Raw genomic sequence first — 18,456 nt, forward strand, 5'->3', positions numbered from 1 at the left:
CTTGCATCGATCCCCGCCACGCGGCAATCATCGGCCGCGCTTAGTTGAGACAGTGAATATGAAACCCATCGGTTATATCGCCGTGGCCGTCATCGCGGCGGCGGCCGGCTTCGGCATTTATCAATTCGGCATCGCTCCGCGCGTAGCAGTCGAGCCACCGCAGGCGGCGAGCCAGACCGCGCCCGCCGAACCCTCTGCGGCTGCAGATGAGTCCGGCGACACCGCGCTCCCAGAAACACTGCCCGATTTCACCCTCGCCAATCTCGAAGGCCAGCCGCAGTCGATCCGCAGCTGGCAAGGCAAATCGATGATCGTGAATTTCTGGGCCACCTGGTGTGCGCCCTGCCGCCGCGAGATTCCGCTGCTGAAGAAGATTCAGGCGGACCACGGCGATGAGGGTTTTCAGGTAGTGGGCGTCGCAGTCGACTTCCGGGAAGATGTATTGAAGTACGCGAAGGAGATCGGCATCGATTATCCCCTGCTGATCGGCGAGCAGGACGGGATGGAAGCGGTGACCAAGTTCGGCCGTGGCTCGCTGGGTTTTCCGTTCACGGTATTCACGGACAACCAGCAGCGCCTGGTGCTTTTTCACCTCGGCGAGATCCATCCACCCCAGGCGGAGGTGATGCTGGCGGCGGTTCGGAAGGTCAACAGCGGCGAGCTGACTCCGATTCAGGCCCGCACCGTTGCAGCCAAGCAACTCGCGGAACTGCCACGAGCGCAAGAGTAAAGCTGGCCGACACCGCAAGATCGGCTATCATGCCGCCCCTGTTTTCCTGGGCGGGGCGGCGCTGGCAACATTCGCAGCCGATAAGCCGGGATCCGTTCAGTCGCTGCGCTGTTGCAGTTTGCCCACGAAGCGGCTGGCATTGAGCTGCGACTTGCAGCGACTGCGCCGCAAATCATCGCCAAATTGCACCCAATCTGGGTAAACTCGCCGCCATCTTCGGTTAACTGAATCGACGGCTGCCCGCCCCCATGGCGCATTTGTTACTGCTCAACGGTCCCAACCTGAACCTGCTCGGCACGCGCGAGCCGGGGACCTATGGGTCCGTCACACTGGAGCAAATCGTCTCCCGCGCCAGCCAGCTGGCCGCGGAGGCCGGGCATCACCTGTCCACGTTCCAGAGCAACGCCGAGGCTGAGCTGATCAGCCGCATCCACGAGGCGCCCGCTTCGCACGTGGCCTGCATCATCTTCAACCCGGCGGCGTTCACGCACACCAGCGTAGCGCTGCGCGATGCGTTGTTGGGGGTGAAGATTCCTTTCATCGAAGTGCATCTGAGCAACGTGCATGCGCGGGAGCCATTCCGCCATCACTCCTACTTCTCCGATATCGCCATCGGCACGATTACGGGATTGGGCGCTTTCGGGTACGAGCTGGCGCTGCGCGCGGCGGCGAACTACCTGAGCCTTCCCCGCCAGTAGCAAGGCATTTTCCGCACTCTTTCCGCGCTTTTTCGCAGGAAAAGAACAAGAGGATCCGTATGGACATTCGCAAGGTCAAAAAACTCATCGAACTGCTCGAAGAATCCGGCATCGCCGAGATCGAGATCAGTGAAGGCGAGGAGTCGGTGCGCATCAGTCGCTATCCGCAGGGGCAAGCGGCGCCCGTGGTCCACTACGCCGCTCCGCCGGCTGCAGCTCCGATGGCAGCGGCTCCTGTCGCCGCTGCTCCTGCAGCCGCAGCGCCGGTCGCGAGCAAGGCCGATCACACCGTGACGGCGCCGATGGTGGGCACGTTCTATTCCGCCGCCTCGCCGGGCGCGAAGCCGTTCGTCGACATCGGTAGCGAAGTCAACGTCGGCGACACTCTGTGCATCATCGAAGCCATGAAGATGATGAACCAGATCGAGTCCGACAAGGCCGGCCGCGTCACCGCGGTGCTGGTGAAGAACGGCGACCCGGTGGAATTCGGCCAGCCGCTGTTCATCATAGAATGATGAACAATCGAAGCAGCATCATTGAATGATGAAGCGCCGAGCGAAACTCACCACCGAATAACTTCGTCGCGTGCTGGCGATTTGTAGCGCCGGCGCCCACGGTAACAACCAAACATGCTGGAAAAAGTAGTCATCGCCAATCGCGGCGAGATCGCGCTGAGGATTTTGCGCGCCTGCCGGGAACTGGGCATCAAAACCGTCGCCGTGCATTCCACCGCCGACTTCAATCAGAAGCACGTGCTGCTCGCGGACGAGTCGGTGTGCATCGGCCCGCCGTCGTCCAAGGAAAGCTATCTCAACATGCCGGCCATTATCAGCGCCGCGGAAGTGACCGATTCGGTCGCCATCCATCCGGGCTATGGCTTCCTGTCCGAGAACGCGGACTTCGCCGAGCGCGTCGAGAAGAGCGGCTTCATTTTCGTCGGCCCCAAGCCCGAAACCATTCGCATGATGGGCGACAAGGTCTCGGCCATTCGCGTGATGAAGGCCGCCGGCGTGCCGTGCGTGCCCGGCTCCGGTGGCCCGCTCGGCAACGATCCGGATGAAAATTTCCGAATCGCCAACGAGCTCGGTTATCCGGTCATCATCAAAGCCTCGGGCGGCGGCGGTGGCCGCGGCATGCGCGTCGTGCACAGCGACGCGACCTTGATCAACGCGATCAATGTGACGCAGGCCGAAGCGTTGGCCGCGTTCGGCAACGCCGAGGTCTACATGGAGAAGTTCCTCGAGAAGCCGCGGCACATCGAAATCCAGGTGCTCGCCGACAACTACGGCAACGTGGTGCATCTGGGCGAGCGCGACTGCTCGCTGCAACGTCGTCACCAGAAGGTGATCGAAGAAGCGCCGGCGCCCGGCATCACGCCGAAACAGCGCAAGGCCATCGGCGATCGTTGCGTGGCCGCCTGTCGTGAGGTCGGTTATCGCGGCGCCGGCACGCTGGAGTTCCTGTATCAGGACGGCGAGTTCTATTTCATCGAAATGAACACGCGCGTGCAGGTGGAGCATCCGGTGACCGAAATGATCACCGGCATCGACATCGTGAAGGCGCAGTTGCGCGTCGCCTCGGGCGAGCGCTTGCCGTGGACTCAGAACGACATCACCGTTCGCGGCCACGCCATCGAGTGCCGCATCAATGCCGAAGATCCGAAGGGCTTCATTCCATCGCCCGGTCCAGTGAAGCTGTTCCATGCGCCGGGCGGTCCGGGCATCCGCGTCGACAGCCATTTGTACAGTGGCTATACGGTGCCGCCCTACTACGATTCGATGATCGGCAAAGTGATCGCGTACGGTGAAGATCGCGATACCGCGATCGCCCGCATGAAGAACGCGCTGTCGGAAATGGTCATCGAAGGCATCAAGACCAACATTCCGCTGCACCAGGAAATCTTCAATCACGCGGCGTTCAAGGCCGGCGGACTGGATATCCACTACCTCGAACGTCGCCTCGGCATCAAATAATCGGCCATGCCCTTTCTGCAGCTCGTCCTACCCATCGGCGCAGCCGACCCTGCGCCGTATGAGGATGCGCTGCTCGCGGCCGGCGCTTCCTCCATCACCCTCGAGGACGAGGGTGATGTTCCGGTGCTCGAACCGCTCCCCGGCACGACGCCGCTGTGGCCGCGCGTGCGGCTGAAGGCGTTGTTCGATGGCGACGCCGTACCTGAAGACATTCTGCAATTCCTGAACGGCGAGCTGAACGACACGCTCGTCGAGCCCTTGAGCCGGGCCAGTTTCGAAACGCTCGCGGACCGCGCCTGGGAGCGCGAGTGGCTGAAGGATTTCAAACCCATGCGCTTCGGCAAGCGGCTGTGGATCTGCCCCGGTGGGCAGCAGCCCGATGCTGAACAGCTCGCCGCCAGCGACGCGGCCGTGTTGATCGAGCTGGATCCTGGCCTCGCCTTCGGCACCGGCACGCATCCGACGACGGCGCTGTGCCTGGAATGGCTGGACCAGGCAGCGGTAACGGGCAAGCGTGTTATCGACTACGGCTGCGGCTCGGGCATTCTGGCCATCGCGGCCGCAAGACTCGGCGCCGGCGAAGTGGTCGGCATCGACATCGATCCTCAAGCGCTGCTGGCGACCCACGACAATGCTGAACGAAACGGCGTCGCGCAGCTGATCAGCGCGCACCTGGCCGACGATTCTCAGGACGCGCCCGCGGATGTTCTGCTGGCCAATATCCTGGCCGGGCCGCTGGAAAGCCTGGCGCCGGCCTTCGCCGGCCTGGTCCGCGCCGGTGGCCAGCTGGTGCTGTCGGGAATTCTGGCGAATCAGGCGGAAGCTGTGGCAAGCCGATATGCGCCGTGGTTTGATATCGGCCCGGTCGTCGTCCGTGACGATTGGGCGCGCCTCGACGGCGTGCGCCGCCCGACTCCACCGCGCTAGTTTCGAAGATCCGAGCTTGATGATCCGAGCATGCTGACTCAGTGTCCCAGCTGCCAGACGACGTTTCGTGTCACGAGCGAGATCCTGCGGGTCGCGCACGGTCAGGTGCGTTGCGGCCGCTGTCAGACGCAGTTCGACGCGCTCGAGCGGCTGATCGAGGAAACCGACGACGGCGCAATCGAAAGCGGCCGCTACATGCGCCCGCCGCGCGCCATTCCGCAGCCGCCGCCATCGCCGGGCCAGATCGACGTCGACGAACCCGTCGAGCACGAAGACATCACGCTCGAAGGCCGCCACATCGAGATCAGCGGCGTCTATGAAGCCATCGACGAGACCGGCCAGGGCCAGCCGCAAATTCGCGAGGAGGTGATCGAAGACTGGGTGGAAATCGGCGATACCGACGACACTCTCGACACCGACGTCGAACGCAGGCTCGAGAGCGAGCGGGTCGACAGCGAGCCCGAAGCCATCGACATGCGCGAGGATTATCCTTCCGAAGTCGATGAGATCGCGGAAGAAGACGCGGCCATGCAGGCCGCGGCCGAGCAAATGGAAGCTCAACGCGCCGCTCTACAATCCGGCCGCTGGGCGCAATCTCAGCCACAGCAGGCTCGATCAAATTTCGTACGCGCTCCGACCGGCACGCGCACGCGTCGCAATCCGCGCGCGGTCACTGCCGATGAAACGCCTGCTGTCGAGTTCGATTTCCCGACGCAGCAACGCGCCGAGCACACCTCGTCGCTCTGGAAGATTCTTGCCGCGCCACTGATCCTGCTGTTGCTCGTGCAAGTCGTACATCACTATCGCTCGGTGCTGGCCCGACATCCGCAACTTGGCGCACCCTTGCAGAGCGTCTACGGTGCGCTCGGTCTGACATTGCGCCCCGACTGGAATCTGCATGCGTATGAAGTGCGTCAGTGGGGCGTGGTCGCCGATCCGTCGCAACCGGGAACGTTGAAGGTGCGCGCGAGTGTCAAGAATCTCGCCGACTTTCCGCAGCCCTACCCGCTGATCAAGCTGGTGCTCGAGGATCGCTGGGGCGATCAAGTTCGGGCGCGCGAGTTCGACCCTTCGGAATATCTGGATCCCACCGCGGCGCCCGATCGCATGCTGGCGCCCGCACAGCAAACCAACGCGAGCATCGCTATCGTCGATCCCGGCCCGGATGCGGAAGGTTTCCGCTTCGATGTGTGTTTGCGGGGCGCGCGCGGCCCTGTCTGCGCTGCGGATGTCCCGGGCAAGCTGTGATGCAGATCGGCCGTTACAAACTGGTCAACAATCTGGCGCTCGCGCCCATGGCGGGCGTCACCGATCTGCCGTTCCGACTGTTGTGTCGACGCATGGGCGCCGGCATAGCCGCTGGAGAAATGCTCACTTGCGATGTGCGTTTATGGCACACCGAAAAGTCGCGTCGGCGCATGGATCACAGTGGCGAGCCCGAACCGCGCGTGGTGCAGATCGCTGGCGGCGATCCGGAAATGATGGCCGAGGCCGCGCAACGTAACGTCGACGCCGGCGCGCAGATCATCGACATCAACATGGGCTGTCCGGCGAAAAAAGTTTGCAATAAGGCCGCCGGCTCCGCATTGATGCGCGACGAGCCGCTGGTGCGCTCGATTCTCGAAGCGGTTGTCAAGGCCGTGAACGTGCCGGTGACGTTGAAAATGCGCACCGGCTGGAATCCTGAAAATCGCAACGGTCTCGCCATCGCGCGCATGGCCGAAGCCATCGGCGTGCAAGCACTGGCGATTCACGGCCGCACGCGCGCCTGCATGTATCAGGGAAGCGCCGAGTACGAAACCATCCGCACCATCAAGCAAAGCGTGTCGATTCCGATTTTTGCCAATGGCGACATCGACTCAGCCGCGAAAGCGAAGCACGTGCTTGAACAGACGGGCGTAGATGGCTTGATGATCGGGCGCAGCGCACAAGGTCGCCCGTGGATTTTCAGTGAAATTCAGGCCGCCCTGAATGGCAATGAATCTTTCGTCACGCCTTCCATCGAGGAAGTCCGTGATATCATGCTCGCTCATTTGCGCGATCTACATGCTTTCTACGGGGAGGAGGCGGGAGTCAGAGTCGCGCGTAAGCACATCGATTGGTATGCGAAGAGTCGCGCCTCCGCGCCGGCTTTGCGACAAGCCGTGATGCAGGCGACCGACGCGACGACACAACTCGATCGCGTACAGGCGTATTTCAATGCGCTCGCAGAAGCGCCGGAACAGAGTCTGTCAAGCGCGGCTTGAACGAGTCGCGCGCCAATGAAGGGCACGCGACGTGGAAGATTTTTTGATTGCAGAGACTTTTGGCGGAGAGGCCATGGCCCCCAGAAAAAAAACCAGAGCTCGTCGAGAGCCGCTGGCTCGACCCGCGCCGCGGGCGATGCCTTTGAGAACCATGACGGCGGAAGCGCTCGATTCCTACTTCGCGACCTTGAACGGCCACAAGCCCGGTCAGCTGTACGATCTGGTGCTGCGTGAAGTGGAAGAGCCGCTGTTCAAGGCCGTGCTCGAATACGCCGAGGGCAACCAGAGCCGCGCCGCCGATATTCTCGGCATCAATCGCGGCACCCTGCGCAAGAAGTTGAAGACCTACGGGCTGGCGGAATAACCGATCCGCCGGTCGGCTCGAGATCTTTTCAGTTCACATTCCGGTTTGCGAGAGACCGACAACACATGTCCATTGCCGTGCGTCGCGCGCTGCTGAGTGTTTCCAACAAAGATGGCCTGGTGGAATTCGCGCAGGCATTGCAAGGTCGCGGCGTAGCGATTCTGTCCACCGGCGGCACCGCCAGTCTGCTCGAGAAGCACGGCGTGAAAGTCACGCAGGTGTCAGCGCACACCGGCTTTCCCGAAATCATGGATGGCCGCGTAAAAACGCTGCATCCGAAAATTCATGGCGGCCTGCTCGGCCGGCGCGACATCGACGACGAAGTGATGCGCACGCATGGCATCGATCCCATCGATCTGGTGGTCGTGAATTTGTATCCGTTCGCGGCCACCATCGCCAGGCCCGATTGCACTTATGAAGATGCCATCGAGAACATCGACATCGGTGGCCCGGCGATGGTGCGCGCCGCCGCCAAGAATCATGATCGCGTCACGATCGTTGTCGATCCAACCGACTACGCCGCGGTGCTCGATGAGTTGCACAAGTCGGACGGCGCAGTCTCCGAGCAGACTCGTAAACGCCTCGCCGCCAAAGCGTACGCGCACACCGCGAGCTATGACGCAGCGGTTGCGAGCTACCTGTCGCGTGTGACGCAGCCGGAACACGGCACGAAAGACGAATATCCCGATCCGCTGTCGCTGCAGTTCCGCAAGCGCATGGATCTGCGCTACGGCGAGAATCCGCATCAATCGTCGGCGTTCTATGCCGTTGCCGACGCACCGGGCGCAAGCATCGGCACCGCCAAACAACTTCAAGGCAAGCAGCTCTCGTACAACAACATCGCCGATGGCGACACTGCATTCGAATGCGTGCGGCAGTTCGATGAACCCGCTTGTGTCATCGTGAAGCACGCCAATCCTTGCGGCGTCGCCGTCGCTGGCGACACGCTCGCTGCGTACGACCGTGCGTATCGCACGGACCCCACGTCAGCATTCGGCGGCATCATCGCGTTCAATCGTCCGCTCAATGCGAACACCGCTCGCGCCATCGTCGAACGGCAGTTCGTCGAGCTGATCATTGCGCCGGAAGTGGATGCGGATGCGCTCGAGATCTGCGCGCGCAAAGAAAACGTCCGTGTGCTGGTGACGAGCGGTCTGGCGCCCACTGGCATCCGCCATGAATATCGCAGCGTCAACGGTGGCCTGCTGGTGCAAACGCGCGATGAAGGCCGCGTCGCCAAGAGCGATCTGCGCGTGGTGACCAAGCTCGTACCCACCGACGAGCAGTTCGCCGATCTGCTGTTCGCGTGGCGGGTTTGCAAGTACGTCAAATCCAACGCCATCGTGTATGTGAAAGACCGCATGACCATCGGCGTCGGCGCAGGCCAGATGAGCCGCGTGGTGTCGAGCCGCATCGCGGCCATGAAAGCCAAGGATGAAGGCTTGGAAGTGGCCGGCGCGGTCATGGCGTCGGATGCGTTTTTCCCGTTCCGGGACGGGCTCGATGTTGCTGCCGAGCTGGGCATCAAGGCCGTGATTCAGCCGGGCGGCTCGATGCGCGACAATGAAGTCATCGCCGCCGCCAACGAACATGGCATGGCCATGGTCCTCACTGGCATGCGGCATTTCCGACACTGATTTATGCGCGTTCTAATCCTGGGTTCTGGTGGTCGTGAACATGCGTTCGCGTGGAAAGTTGCGAACACGCCGCGTGTGACCGCGGTGTTCGTGGCGCCGGGAAATGCTGGCACTGCGCTCGAGCCTGGCGTCACGAATGTCGACATCGCGGCCGATGACATCGACAAGCTGGTCGAGTTCGCCAGGCGCGAGCAGATCGATCTCACCATCGTCGGCCCGGAAGCGCCGTTGGTCATCGGCGTGACCGACGCGTTCGAGGCAGCGGGCCTGCGCTGCTTCGGGCCTCGCAAGCTTGCTGCTCGCCTGGAAGGCTCGAAGGCCTTCACCAAAGAATTCCTGCGTCGTCACAAGATCCCCACCGCTGCGTACGCCACGTTTACCAAGACGAACTTCGATGCAGCTTGGGTTCGCGCGCAGCGCGCGCCACTGGTCGTGAAGGCTGACGGTCTCGCGGCCGGCAAAGGCGTGATCATCTGCGCCACGCAGGAAGAAGCTGTTGCCAGCGCGCAGGCCATGTTCGACGGTCAGTTCGGCGCGGCCGGCAGCACCGTCGTCATCGAAGAATTTCTGGAAGGTGAAGAAGCCAGCTTCATCGCCATTGTCAGTGGCAAGCACATTCTGCCGCTGGCCACCTCGCAGGATCACAAACGTCGCGACGACGGCGACCAAGGCCCGAACACTGGCGGCATGGGCGCTTATTCGCCCGCGCCAGTGGTCACGGACGAACTGCACGAGCGCATCATGCGCGAAGTGATGCGGCCGACGGCCGAAGGATTGATCAGCGATGGCACGCCTTATATCGGATTCCTCTATGCCGGCTTGATGATCGCGCCGGACGGCACGCCTAACGTGCTGGAGTTCAATTGCCGCTTCGGCGATCCGGAGACTCAGCCGATCATGTCGCGACTGACGTCCGATCTCATGGCGTTGTGCGAGGCTGCGCTGGATGGTCGGCTCGATCAGATCAAAGCCGAATGGGATCCTCGCGCGGCGCTCGGCGTCGTGCTGGCGGCCGGCGGTTATCCCGATTCAGTTCGCAAAGGCGATGAGATCCACGGCCTGCAGGATGCGGCCGCCCTGCCCGGCAAGGTGTTCCATGCCGGCACGTCGCTCAGCGCCGGTAAAGTCGTCACCAATGGCGGTCGCGTACTCTGCGCCGTCGGCCTCGGCGCCACCGTCAGCGACGCACAGCAAGCCGCTTACGCCCTTTGCGACAAGATCACCTGGAACGGCGTGCAATATCGGCGCGACATCGGCTACCGCGCCGTGCAGCGGGAACAGAACAAGAGCTGAGCGTCAGCGCCTCCGCAAGCCCGACGGGCGTCAGCTCGGCTCCGGCGTTATCTCGATCACGCTGCGCTCTTCGGGCTGAGTCTCGGGTTCGACTTCGAGAATCACCTGCACATGCTCGCTCGCGGACACCGGAAACGAGCGCATCAATCTCTCGGCGAACGCGATCGTCTGCCCCAGCTGCTCGAGCTCCGTGCGTGGGATGGTGAGCCAGATGCCGGTGGGATCGCTTTCGAGCTGCCAGCCCCCGCGATCGGCACTCATCACCGACGGCCGCACGCTGACTCGAAATGCGTGATTGCGGGGCAGCGCCACGACGAGATCGACTGAGCGACCGGAGGCCAGCAGAGCGAGCTCAGCGCGGCTGATGCAACAATACAGCGCCTGGCCTGAGAATCGCACGTTCACGGCGCGATCAATCGTCGTCCACGATGATGACGGCGGCGCTGCTGCGCTCGCCGAGATTCACGCCTTCCTCGTTGACCTGCAGCTCGACCAGGAACAGCTCGGTCGTCTCCTTGATCGAGTCCTGCACCAGCGGAATCGTGATGTGAGCTTCGCGCACGCCGGCTGGAATGCGTTCAGTGCCCGGGCCGATACCCGCGAAGTCCGAACCCATTTCCGCAGAGTTGCTGCGCAGGTTCCAGGTGAAGGAAACATCGCGCCGGGTCGAGCCCGTGCGTCGAATGACCAGGCGCACCGAGCCGTCGCCTTCGGAAGTCACATAGCTGTCTTTATCGAACTCGATCACGACCGGACGCGCCGCCCCCGGAGCAGGCGCGGGAGGAACCGATGCCGACGGAGTGGGAGCTGCGCTAGACCCGGCAGCTACTGCTGGCGCCTCGGCCTGAGCACGCGATGGTTGCTCCTTGACCGGCTCTCGACGAGGCAACTGACTCACCCGCGGCTGCGCACGCTCAGGGTCCGTTGCTGGCGCTTTGGTTTCAGCATCATTTCGCGTTGTCGAGGAAGATCCGCTCGCCTGCCCGTTCGACGGCGACTGCGCGCCAGAGGATGACGATCCTGAGGGCCGCTGCTGTGTCGACGGGAGTGGCGCAACCGCGGGCGGCGCAATCGTTTCCAACGCTCGCGACTCGATCGTGTCATCCGCCTCGACTTGCCGATCGAGCATCGCGTTGCCGCCCGCCGATTCACTCTGCAACTCGCGATCGCCAACCGGCGGATTCACCGGCAGCACGTTCACCAGATTCTTGGGCAGGAGGCCGTACTGCCACACCATATAACCGCCGGCCACGAACACCAGGGCCAACACGGCTGCACTTGCAGCCCGTTGCCAACGCGACCGCGAGGTCGCTGGCACCGACAACTCCGAGGGCACTCCGAGACGATTCGGCGCTTCGCCACAACCCAATGCCGCGAGCAGCTCGACCACGTCGATGCGTCGTTCGCCACGAGTCCACAACAAGGCACGCTGCAGCGCTTGCTGCTGCTTGCCGCTCAATCCCGAAATGCGTTGCGGCTGACGGCCGTGCGCGCGCGCCAGGGGCGCCGATCGGCCGCCGAAAGGATGACGACCGGACAACAACTCATAAGCGATGCACGCGAGGCTGTAGACATCGTCGCTGGGATGCGGATCGCTGCCATTCACACGCTCGACGCTGGCGTACGCCGGCGCCGCGACTGGCACATCGTTCAATCCCGAAGAGGAATGCAGATCGAGCGGCCGATCGCGCGCGAAGCCGAAGTCGAGCACGCGCACTTCGCCGGCCGATGTGATCATGATGTTCCGCGGCTTCAGATCGGCGTGCACGATATTGCGCCGATGCGCATGAGCCAGGGCCGCGCCCACGCTGCTGACGATGGCCAGCGCATGGTGGCGAGCCATGGTCTGGCCATCCAGCCGCTTCAGAATGTCCGCGAGCAGCTCGCCTTCGAGCAACTCCATGACGATGAAATACACATTGCCATCGCGATCCAGGTCGAACACGCTGACCACGTTGGGATGCGACAGGGACTGCGCTTCGTGGAATTCGCGCTCGAGCTGGGCGAGCTCTTCGGGCCGATCGTGATAGTTGAGCTTGAGGACCTTGACGGCGACACAGCGCGACGCCGGGTCGAGATGCGCGCGATGGCGATCGACCGCTTTGTAGACGGTGCCACTGCTGCCGCGCCCCAGAATCGAAATCAGCTCGTAACGGTCGCGGAGTACATCGCTGGTAAGTCCCGGCGGTGGGACGGCGGATGGACGCGCTGGGCGCTCGCTCGCCAGATCGTGCGCGCGAGTGCTCGAAGTGATGTCGTCCTTGGGACCGCGCGCCAGGACGGTCTCGTCCTCGGCGAGTTTGATCGACGGCGGTGGCCGCGTCAGCGGCTCGTCGAGATGCCGGCGGAAGCCTGTCGGATCACTGTCGCTGGCCCGGCGAAAGCCGGTCGCCTCGTCGAGCTTTCGGCGACTGAAAATCGTCGCATCGCCCTCGCCGGTGCGGCGACCCGAGGTGGCCGCGTCATCGTCTGCAACGCGGCGGCCGAAAGCGGTCGCATCGTCATCAACGCCGCGGCGGCGGAAGGAAGTCGCGGTATCGTCAGTGCCGCGGCCGAAAGCAGTGGCGTCGTCATCTCTAGTGCGACGACCCGTCCCAGCCTCATCCTTTGCACCCGTGCGACGACCGAAGGCAGCCGCGTCATCGCCCTCGCCGCGGCGGCCGAATGCAGTCGCATCCTCATCTCTCGTGCGACGGCCGGGGCCAGCCGCCTCTTCACCGCCAGTGCGACCGAAGACCGTCGCATCATGATCGCTGCCGCGACGGCGGAAGGAGGTGGCGTCATCGTCTTCAGTGCGCCGGCCGGACCCAGCCGCATCGTCCTCGCTGCTGCGGCGGAAGGTAGTTGCGCCGTCGCTGGAGCGACGCGGGGCGGCTGCTGCTTCTTCGCCGCGACGTGTTGACGGATCCACCACCGCCGGCTCGGAATTCATCGACTCCGGATCGCGATCGGCGATCAGCTTGCGCCAGCGCGAGCCGGTGGTATCGATGGTAACGTCGGTGGTGTCCTGCTTGTCGCCGGCGTCATCCTTGGTCTCGGTCTGATTGGCCACGCCGAACACCAGCTGCGCGATGTCGGTCTTGAGCGAGCGGGCCAACGCCATGTCGATGCGGCCGCGGCGCTGATATTGATCCAGCAGCGCGAGCGCGTCCCAGGGCGCATCCGAGTTGCTGCGGCAGACCGACAAGAACGAGGCTTGCATATCGGCACGGTCGCACCGGCCGGCGATGTAATCATCCAGCCAACTGGCGAGGACCGCGCGCGCATTCTCGCCTTGCTCTCCAAGGTCCTTGTCGATGGACAGGCTCATCACCGTTTGCAGTTTGCCCCAAACTCAGGCGTCTATAAGTCGTTAGTCGGTCCGTCGGCCCATTCGTTCGGAGGAATGGGCGGGCCGAAGCCCCCCAATCTAGCGGGGCGGCAAGCTGAACGACACCTGTCGCCCCCTTCCGACCGGGTGCGACTTCGCGCTTGCCTGCCCCGGAGGGCTCCTGGAGGCGGCCCGGCCCGCGGGGCCGTGACCGGCGGTAACAGCTCACGGCGCCTGCAGCGCCTTTTCCATTCGATAGTCATCCATTACGAAGCCGCCGCCAATATCCATGACCAGCTCCGCGGCGATCCGGAATCCCAGCCGCTGATAGGCCTGAACCGATGGATTGCCCTTGTTGACGGTCAGCCACAACAGAGAGAGCCCGCGCCGCCGAGCGAGCCCCTCAATGAACTCCATGCATCTACGCCCGGTTCCCGAACCACGCGCCGCATGGTGCAAATAAAACTTGCTCAGGAACATCACCCTTCCGGGTTGTTCCTGAACCGCGCAATAGCCGATGTCGGCGCCGAAGCCGGTGTCCAAAGCGCGCGCATCTTCTCGCCGCACAAGGAAGTATTCATAGCCCTGCTCGATCTGGGCCTGCATGGCCGGGGCGCTCTGGAACCTGGCCACCATGTAATCCACCTGAGCCCGGCCGATCAGGGGTACGTAAAATTCGTACCAGATGGCGTGGGCGAGCGCCGCCACGGTGGCAAGTTGCTCCGGCGTGGTCACCGGGACGAACTCGAGGTTCGAGGGGGCATCGGCGGCGGATGCGGGGCTGGAGGGGGCGGGTGAGCTCATCCATCCATAGTAGCCCAGTTATGAGGCCGATCAGCCGCCCGCCAGCTCCTGTCGCAAGCGGTTCTCATCCAGGGCGCGACACCATTTGGCGACCACCAGCGTGGCCACGCCGTTGCCCACCAGATTGGTCAGCGCGCGCGCCTCGGACATGAACCGATCGATGCCGAGGATCAGGGCAAGCGCCGTCACCGGGAGGGTGCCCAGCGCGGACAGGGTGGCCGCCAGGACGATGAAGCCGCTGCCCGTGACCCCGGCCGCGCCCTTGGAGGTGAGCAGCAGCACACCCAGCAGGGTGAGCTGGTCCAGCAAGGTCATGGGCACATTGGTGGCCTGCGCGATGAACACCGCCGCCATGGTCAGGTAGATGGACGTGCCGTCCAGGTTGAACGAGTAACCGGTGGGAATGACCAGCCCGACCACCTGCTTCTCGGCGCCCGCCTGCTCCATCTTCGCCATCATTCGCGGCAAGACCGATTCGCTGGAGGACGTGCCGAGCACGATGAACAGCTCCTCGCGGATGTAACGAACGAAGCGCAGGACGCTGAAGCCGTGCAGCCTGGCGATGGCGCCGAGCACGACAAGAACGAACAACAGGCAGGTGGCGTAGAAGCACGCCATGAGCTTGCCCAGCGAGGCCAGCGAGTCCAGGCCGTACTGACCGATGGTGAACGCCATCGCGCCGAACGCGCCGAGCGGCGCGAGCCGCATGATCATGCCGACGATTCGGAACAGCACGGCGGAGAAACGATCGACGAAGTCGAAGATCGGCCGCGCCCGCTCGCCGACCGCATGCAGCGCGAAGCCGAACAGCACCGAGAACAGCAGCACCTGCAGGATATCGCCTTTGGCGAAGGCGTCGACGATGGTGTTGGGAATCACATTCAGCAGAAAGTCGGTGACACTCTGCTGCTCGGCGGCCTTGGCGTACGTCTCCACGGCCCTGGCGTCGAGCTGCGAAACATCGACGTTCATGCCGGCGCCCGGCTGCACCACGTTGACGATCACCAGCCCGACGACCAGCGCGATGGTGCTGACGATCTCGAAATACAACAGCGCCAGCGCCCCGGTCTTGCCGATCGCCTTCATGTTCTCCATGCCGGCGATGCCCGTGACCACGGTGCAGAAGATGATCGGCGCGATCATCATCTTGATGAGCTTGATGAAGCCGTCGCCGAGCGGTTTGAAGTCGGTGGCGAGGCCGGGAACGAAATGACCCAGCAGCACGCCGACGGCGATGGCGATCAGCACCTGGACATACAGCGAGCCATACCAGCGGGTGGGCGCCGCTGGCGCAGCATGGGCGTCGATTGCCATCCTGGTCCGCGAATAAAGATGGGGATGCGGACCAGTCTACACGAGCGGAGTTACTCGGGCGCGACCTGCCTGACGCCGGCCTCTGCGCCCGCCGTGCCATTGATCCAGATCCTTCCATTCCTCGGATCGAGGCGCACGAGCAAGCCCGGCGAGCGATTGAACTCCTTGCATTCGACCGGCAAGCGCGCATCGGCGAAATACGCCTTGGCGAGATCGATCACCGTGGCCGCCGGCGCTGCCATGCCTGGCACATCGGGCGTGTGACCGAAGATGCTCACGCGCCAGCTCTGCTTGCGCGCGCCCACCGAGCGCAGCTCCTTGCAGAATCGATCCATCAACAACAGGTCCGAGCTGAGGGTGTTATCGGTGAGATCGATGGGTTGATCGTTGGCGATGGCGACATAGCGAAGATGCAACACACCACCGGCCGGTTGGGTGTCGTCATACACGCACACGGCTAGCGCGCCGCGCAGCTCACATGTGAGCAGGGTCGATTCCTTGGAGACGCGAAACGCATCGGGCTGAACAACGATTTCTGGCGGCGGCTGGATCATGCGGGCGCGATGATGCCGGCGCTCGACCGCGCCAAGTTGTGCACTGGATCACGGAATCGGGCGAAGCGACATGCATCGGCAGTTTTGCGCGCAATTTGTCCGTGGCTGTCATTCTTTGGCGACGGATGTTTTGACCGCTGCGGCCTTGTCGACGGCGGGCGATACGGGCCGCACTCCGCCGAACGACAGCGAGTTGGTCGCGAGAATCACTTCGCGGAGGAAATAAATCAACGCGAGCGCGAGCGCGAGCAAGGCGACCACGAACGTGATGGCGATGGGCACATCGAGGTGGAGACCGAGCGCCGAGCTGACGAACAGCGCCGCGACGACCAGCGACACCAGCAAGCCGCAGGTGACTGACAAGCCGATGGCGCGATTGATCAACGTGGCGCGCTTGGACAGGATGCGCAACAGCTTGTGCAGCTCATCGGCCTGCTCCGGGGTCGCGTACTGCAGCCGGTCTTCCAGGGTGCGCGCACGGTCGATGATGCGGCCGACCCGCGTCGCGAGCGCATTCAACGTCGTGCCGACACCGGCCAGAAGAAACACCGGGGCCACGGCCAGTTGAATGACCTGCCCCAGGTTGGCGACCTGCGAACCCAGGCTGAGCATGCAGAACCTCGAGTGATGCGTGCGTTCGAACGATACACCAGCTGTTCGAGCATTGCCGCTAGGCAGTTGCAATTCGTCCGGACGCCCATTGCAACCCTTTCGGCCCCGCCCGCGTCCAATCCTGCAAACAGGAGGTGCGAACATGCGGAACAAACTGGCGGCGTTGAGCACGGTGGTGCTGGTGTTGGCGAGCCCGCTGCTGTGGGCCGACGGCGAGAATATCTCCAAGGTCAACGGCTCGATTCACGTGGCCAGCGGACGACAGGTGGGTTCGGTGGAAACCGTCAATGGCTCGATCCGGCTGGAAAGCTCCGTGACCGCCGGCGATATCGAAACGGTCAGTGGCTCGATCGATATCGGCAGCGACTCGAGCGTCGGCGACATCGACGGGGTCAATGGCGACGTGACTCTGGAGCGCGGCGTCAAGGCCGAGTCGGTGGAGCTGGTCAACGGCGAGTTGCGCATCGACGAACAGGCGCAGGTGCGGGGCGATGTCACCTCGGTCAACGGCGATATCGTGCTGGCCAGGCAGGCTCAGGTGGGCGGTCACGTGGAAAACGTCAATGGCGCCATCGAGCTCGACGCCGCGCGCGTCGGCAACGGCATCAAGACCACCAACGGCGACATCGAGATTGGCGCCGGATCGCGCGTGGATGGCGGCATCCATGTCGAGAAGCCCGACTTCAGCATGTTCTCGAGCAAGAAGCACAAGCCGAAAGTCACCATCGGCCCGGACGCGGTCGTGAACGGCACGCTGCGCTTCGATCGTCCGGTCGAGCTGCGCATCAGCGAGCGAGCCACGGTCGGCAAGATCGTCGGCGCGACGCCGATCAAAGACTGATGTAATGGATGCGTCCGGCGCGCAGCTCGCGCCGGACGCGACCGGCATGAACCAGATATTCCAGATGCGCCAGCGCTTCGCCCAACGCCAGGAACAGATGCATGTCCTTGAGCTCGCGGCGAAACATGAATGGCAACACGTCCACCGCCAGCTTTGGCTGTGCGCACAGCGCCGCCAGTTTGTCCAGCTGCTCCAGGTGATGGCCGGTGAGATCGTCGATCCTCTGGCGCAGTCCGCGAAACGGCACGCCGTGCGCTGGCAACACCAGCGTATCTTCGGAGAGCGCACGCAGTCGCTGCAAAGACGACAGGAACGAGCCCAGCGGATTGGCATCGCCGTGGCCGAACATGAAACTGATATTGGATGAAATCGTCGGCAGCACCTGATCGCCGCTGATCAACACACCCAGCGCCGGGTTCGACAGGCACAAATGACCTTCGGCGTGACCGTTGGTCTCGAGCGCGGTCCATTCGCCCGCACCCCAGCGCAGAACTTCCTCATCGGCCACGAAGTGCTCGACGCGTGTCATGCCGCTGGTCATGCGAGCGAAGCGCTCGGGTCGAAACATCGCACGGATCTGTGTTGCGTCGGTGAGGCCGTGCGACTGAAAGAATTGCTCGGCCTCGGCGAACACTGCCCTGCCCTCGCCGCCCCACATGGCCCGCGCGAGCTCATGCGTCCGCCGCGACATGAGCACGGGGACGTTGCAACGCTCCTGCAGCCACGCTGCCAGCCCGATGTGATCGGGATGAATGTGCGTCGTGAATATCGCGCGCAGGGGTCGTCGTGAGAAATAGTCGCGCTCGATCTTTTCCCACGCATCCTTGCCGATCGACGCCGCCATGCCGGTGTCGACCACGATGCAGCCCTCTTCGAGCTCCACCAACCACACGTTGATGTGATTCAGATCCAGCGGCAACGGGATGCGGGCCCAGCGCAGCCCGGGCGCGATCTCCACGCTTTGCCCGGGGCCAGGCGCGGGGAGATCCACGTACTGCAGACGACGCGGGGCGGATGGAAACGCCTCGCCTTCTGCAGTCACGGTGGGTGCGGGGTGGGTGCCGGGATCGGAAACGCTCATGAGGGTTGGGAAGGATCCGCGTCAGGGGCTCGCGTATCATGCGGCCTCTTGGCCGAAAGAGGAAATTCCACC

18 protein-coding genes are annotated in these 18,456 nt (G+C 63.5%); 11 read left to right on the plus strand and 7 right to left on the minus strand.

All coding sequences use genetic code 11. The features are described 5' to 3' along the window. Positions 1–58: 58 nt before the first annotated feature. The 10 genes from JM946_RS01920 (at position 59) to purD (ending at position 9,868) form a co-directional block, all read left to right on the plus strand. On the plus strand, positions 59–730 hold the full coding sequence (locus JM946_RS01920) for a TlpA family protein disulfide reductase (RefSeq protein WP_203165447.1): 672 nt from the start codon (positions 59–61) through the stop codon (positions 728–730). A gap of 248 nt (positions 731–978) precedes the next feature. Beyond that, positions 979–1,428: a type II 3-dehydroquinate dehydratase gene (aroQ, locus tag JM946_RS01925; protein WP_203165448.1), complete on the plus strand. Its 450-nt coding sequence runs from the start codon at positions 979–981 to the stop codon at positions 1,426–1,428. Between the two features lie 59 nt (positions 1,429–1,487). Continuing rightward, the gene (gene accB, locus JM946_RS01930; protein WP_203165449.1) at positions 1,488–1,943 is read left to right on the plus strand and encodes an acetyl-CoA carboxylase biotin carboxyl carrier protein; all 456 of its coding nucleotides are present in this window, start codon (positions 1,488–1,490) and stop codon (positions 1,941–1,943) included. Between the two features lie 114 nt (positions 1,944–2,057). After that, complete coding sequence (accC, locus tag JM946_RS01935) at positions 2,058–3,401, plus strand: acetyl-CoA carboxylase biotin carboxylase subunit (protein ID WP_203165450.1); 1,344 nt, start codon at positions 2,058–2,060, stop codon at positions 3,399–3,401. 6 nt (positions 3,402–3,407) lie between these two features. Continuing rightward, positions 3,408–4,328, plus strand: a complete 921-nt coding sequence (gene prmA, locus JM946_RS01940; RefSeq protein ID WP_203165451.1) for a 50S ribosomal protein L11 methyltransferase — start codon at positions 3,408–3,410, stop codon at positions 4,326–4,328. Between the two features lie 30 nt (positions 4,329–4,358). Beyond that, on the plus strand, positions 4,359–5,576 hold the full coding sequence (locus tag JM946_RS01945) for a DUF3426 domain-containing protein (RefSeq protein ID WP_203165452.1): 1,218 nt from the start codon (positions 4,359–4,361) through the stop codon (positions 5,574–5,576). Further along, positions 5,576–6,574 carry a tRNA dihydrouridine synthase DusB gene (dusB, locus tag JM946_RS01950; protein ID WP_203165453.1) on the plus strand — a complete coding sequence of 333 codons (999 nt, stop codon included), beginning with the start codon at positions 5,576–5,578 and terminating at the stop codon, positions 6,572–6,574. The genes JM946_RS01945 and dusB overlap by 1 nt, the downstream gene beginning before the upstream one ends. A gap of 136 nt (positions 6,575–6,710) precedes the next feature. Then, entirely contained in the window at positions 6,711–6,938 is a 228-nt protein-coding gene (gene fis, locus JM946_RS01955; protein ID WP_203165454.1) for a DNA-binding transcriptional regulator Fis, read from the plus strand. Positions 6,939–7,003: 65 nt separating this feature from the next. Continuing rightward, positions 7,004–8,575 carry a bifunctional phosphoribosylaminoimidazolecarboxamide formyltransferase/IMP cyclohydrolase gene (purH, locus tag JM946_RS01960; protein ID WP_218042549.1) on the plus strand — a complete coding sequence of 524 codons (1,572 nt, stop codon included), beginning with the start codon at positions 7,004–7,006 and terminating at the stop codon, positions 8,573–8,575. 3 nt (positions 8,576–8,578) lie between these two features. After that, positions 8,579–9,868, plus strand: coding sequence for a phosphoribosylamine--glycine ligase (gene purD, locus JM946_RS01965; RefSeq protein ID WP_203165455.1), 1,290 nt, complete (start codon positions 8,579–8,581; stop codon positions 9,866–9,868). Between the two features lie 30 nt (positions 9,869–9,898). Here the strand turns inward: purD and JM946_RS01970 are convergent, their stop codons facing one another. The 6 genes from JM946_RS01970 to JM946_RS01995 form a co-directional block, all read right to left on the minus strand. Beyond that, positions 9,899–10,273, minus strand: coding sequence for a hypothetical protein (locus JM946_RS01970; protein WP_203165456.1), 375 nt, complete (start codon positions 10,271–10,273; stop codon positions 9,899–9,901). Positions 10,274–10,280: 7 nt separating this feature from the next. Next, the gene (locus JM946_RS01975) at positions 10,281–13,178 is read right to left on the minus strand and encodes a protein kinase domain-containing protein (protein ID WP_203165457.1); all 2,898 of its coding nucleotides are present in this window, start codon (positions 13,176–13,178) and stop codon (positions 10,281–10,283) included. A gap of 225 nt (positions 13,179–13,403) precedes the next feature. Further along, positions 13,404–13,982, minus strand: coding sequence for a GNAT family N-acetyltransferase (locus tag JM946_RS01980; protein ID WP_203165458.1), 579 nt, complete (start codon positions 13,980–13,982; stop codon positions 13,404–13,406). A 30-nt stretch (positions 13,983–14,012) separates the two neighbouring features. Beyond that, a complete protein-coding gene (locus tag JM946_RS01985; protein ID WP_203165459.1) occupies positions 14,013–15,296 on the minus strand; it encodes a dicarboxylate/amino acid:cation symporter in 1,284 nt (427 codons plus the stop codon). A 50-nt stretch (positions 15,297–15,346) separates the two neighbouring features. Beyond that, positions 15,347–15,850, minus strand: coding sequence for a hypothetical protein (locus JM946_RS01990; RefSeq protein WP_203165460.1), 504 nt, complete (start codon positions 15,848–15,850; stop codon positions 15,347–15,349). 108 nt (positions 15,851–15,958) lie between these two features. Further along, positions 15,959–16,462, minus strand: a complete 504-nt coding sequence (locus tag JM946_RS01995) for a DUF2721 domain-containing protein (RefSeq protein WP_203165461.1) — start codon at positions 16,460–16,462, stop codon at positions 15,959–15,961. 142 nt (positions 16,463–16,604) lie between these two features. On the opposite strand from JM946_RS01995, the gene JM946_RS02000 reads away from it, so the two are divergent. Continuing rightward, positions 16,605–17,303 carry a DUF4097 family beta strand repeat-containing protein gene (locus tag JM946_RS02000; RefSeq protein ID WP_203165462.1) on the plus strand — a complete coding sequence of 233 codons (699 nt, stop codon included), beginning with the start codon at positions 16,605–16,607 and terminating at the stop codon, positions 17,301–17,303. On the opposite strand, the gene JM946_RS02005 is transcribed toward JM946_RS02000, so the two are convergent. Then, positions 17,293–18,384 carry an MBL fold metallo-hydrolase gene (locus JM946_RS02005; RefSeq protein WP_203165463.1) on the minus strand — a complete coding sequence of 364 codons (1,092 nt, stop codon included), beginning with the start codon at positions 18,382–18,384 and terminating at the stop codon, positions 17,293–17,295. The genes JM946_RS02000 and JM946_RS02005 overlap by 11 nt on opposite strands. Positions 18,385–18,456 lie beyond the last annotated feature (72 nt).

Origin of the sequence: Steroidobacter gossypii, from assembly GCF_016801985.1 — a bacterium.
Classification (GTDB): Bacteria; Pseudomonadota; Gammaproteobacteria; order Steroidobacterales; family Steroidobacteraceae; genus Steroidobacter; species Steroidobacter gossypii.

What these genes read in the sequence shown, in the direction of transcription:
- JM946_RS01920 (WP_203165447.1), top strand. Translation starts at nt 59, where the DNA reads ATGAAACCCATCGGTTATATCGCCGTGGCCGTCATCGCGGCGGCGGCC.
- aroQ (WP_203165448.1), top strand. Translation starts at nt 979, where the DNA reads ATGGCGCATTTGTTACTGCTCAACGGTCCCAACCTGAACCTGCTCGGC.
- accB (WP_203165449.1), top strand. Translation starts at nt 1,488, where the DNA reads ATGGACATTCGCAAGGTCAAAAAACTCATCGAACTGCTCGAAGAATCC.
- accC (WP_203165450.1), top strand. Translation starts at nt 2,058, where the DNA reads ATGCTGGAAAAAGTAGTCATCGCCAATCGCGGCGAGATCGCGCTGAGG.
- prmA (WP_203165451.1), top strand. Translation starts at nt 3,408, where the DNA reads ATGCCCTTTCTGCAGCTCGTCCTACCCATCGGCGCAGCCGACCCTGCG.
- JM946_RS01945 (WP_203165452.1), top strand. Translation starts at nt 4,359, where the DNA reads ATGCTGACTCAGTGTCCCAGCTGCCAGACGACGTTTCGTGTCACGAGC.
- dusB (WP_203165453.1), top strand. Translation starts at nt 5,576, where the DNA reads ATGCAGATCGGCCGTTACAAACTGGTCAACAATCTGGCGCTCGCGCCC.
- fis (WP_203165454.1), top strand. Translation starts at nt 6,711, where the DNA reads ATGCCTTTGAGAACCATGACGGCGGAAGCGCTCGATTCCTACTTCGCG.
- purH (WP_218042549.1), top strand. Translation starts at nt 7,004, where the DNA reads ATGTCCATTGCCGTGCGTCGCGCGCTGCTGAGTGTTTCCAACAAAGAT.
- purD (WP_203165455.1), top strand. Translation starts at nt 8,579, where the DNA reads ATGCGCGTTCTAATCCTGGGTTCTGGTGGTCGTGAACATGCGTTCGCG.
- JM946_RS01975 (WP_203165457.1), bottom strand. Translation starts at nt 13,178, where the DNA reads ATGAGCCTGTCCATCGACAAGGACCTTGGAGAGCAAGGCGAGAATGCG.
- JM946_RS01980 (WP_203165458.1), bottom strand. Translation starts at nt 13,982, where the DNA reads ATGAGCTCACCCGCCCCCTCCAGCCCCGCATCCGCCGCCGATGCCCCC.
- JM946_RS01985 (WP_203165459.1), bottom strand. Translation starts at nt 15,296, where the DNA reads ATGGCAATCGACGCCCATGCTGCGCCAGCGGCGCCCACCCGCTGGTAT.
- JM946_RS01990 (WP_203165460.1), bottom strand. Translation starts at nt 15,850, where the DNA reads ATGATCCAGCCGCCGCCAGAAATCGTTGTTCAGCCCGATGCGTTTCGC.
- JM946_RS01995 (WP_203165461.1), bottom strand. Translation starts at nt 16,462, where the DNA reads ATGCTCAGCCTGGGTTCGCAGGTCGCCAACCTGGGGCAGGTCATTCAA.
- JM946_RS02000 (WP_203165462.1), top strand. Translation starts at nt 16,605, where the DNA reads ATGCGGAACAAACTGGCGGCGTTGAGCACGGTGGTGCTGGTGTTGGCG.
- JM946_RS02005 (WP_203165463.1), bottom strand. Translation starts at nt 18,384, where the DNA reads ATGAGCGTTTCCGATCCCGGCACCCACCCCGCACCCACCGTGACTGCA.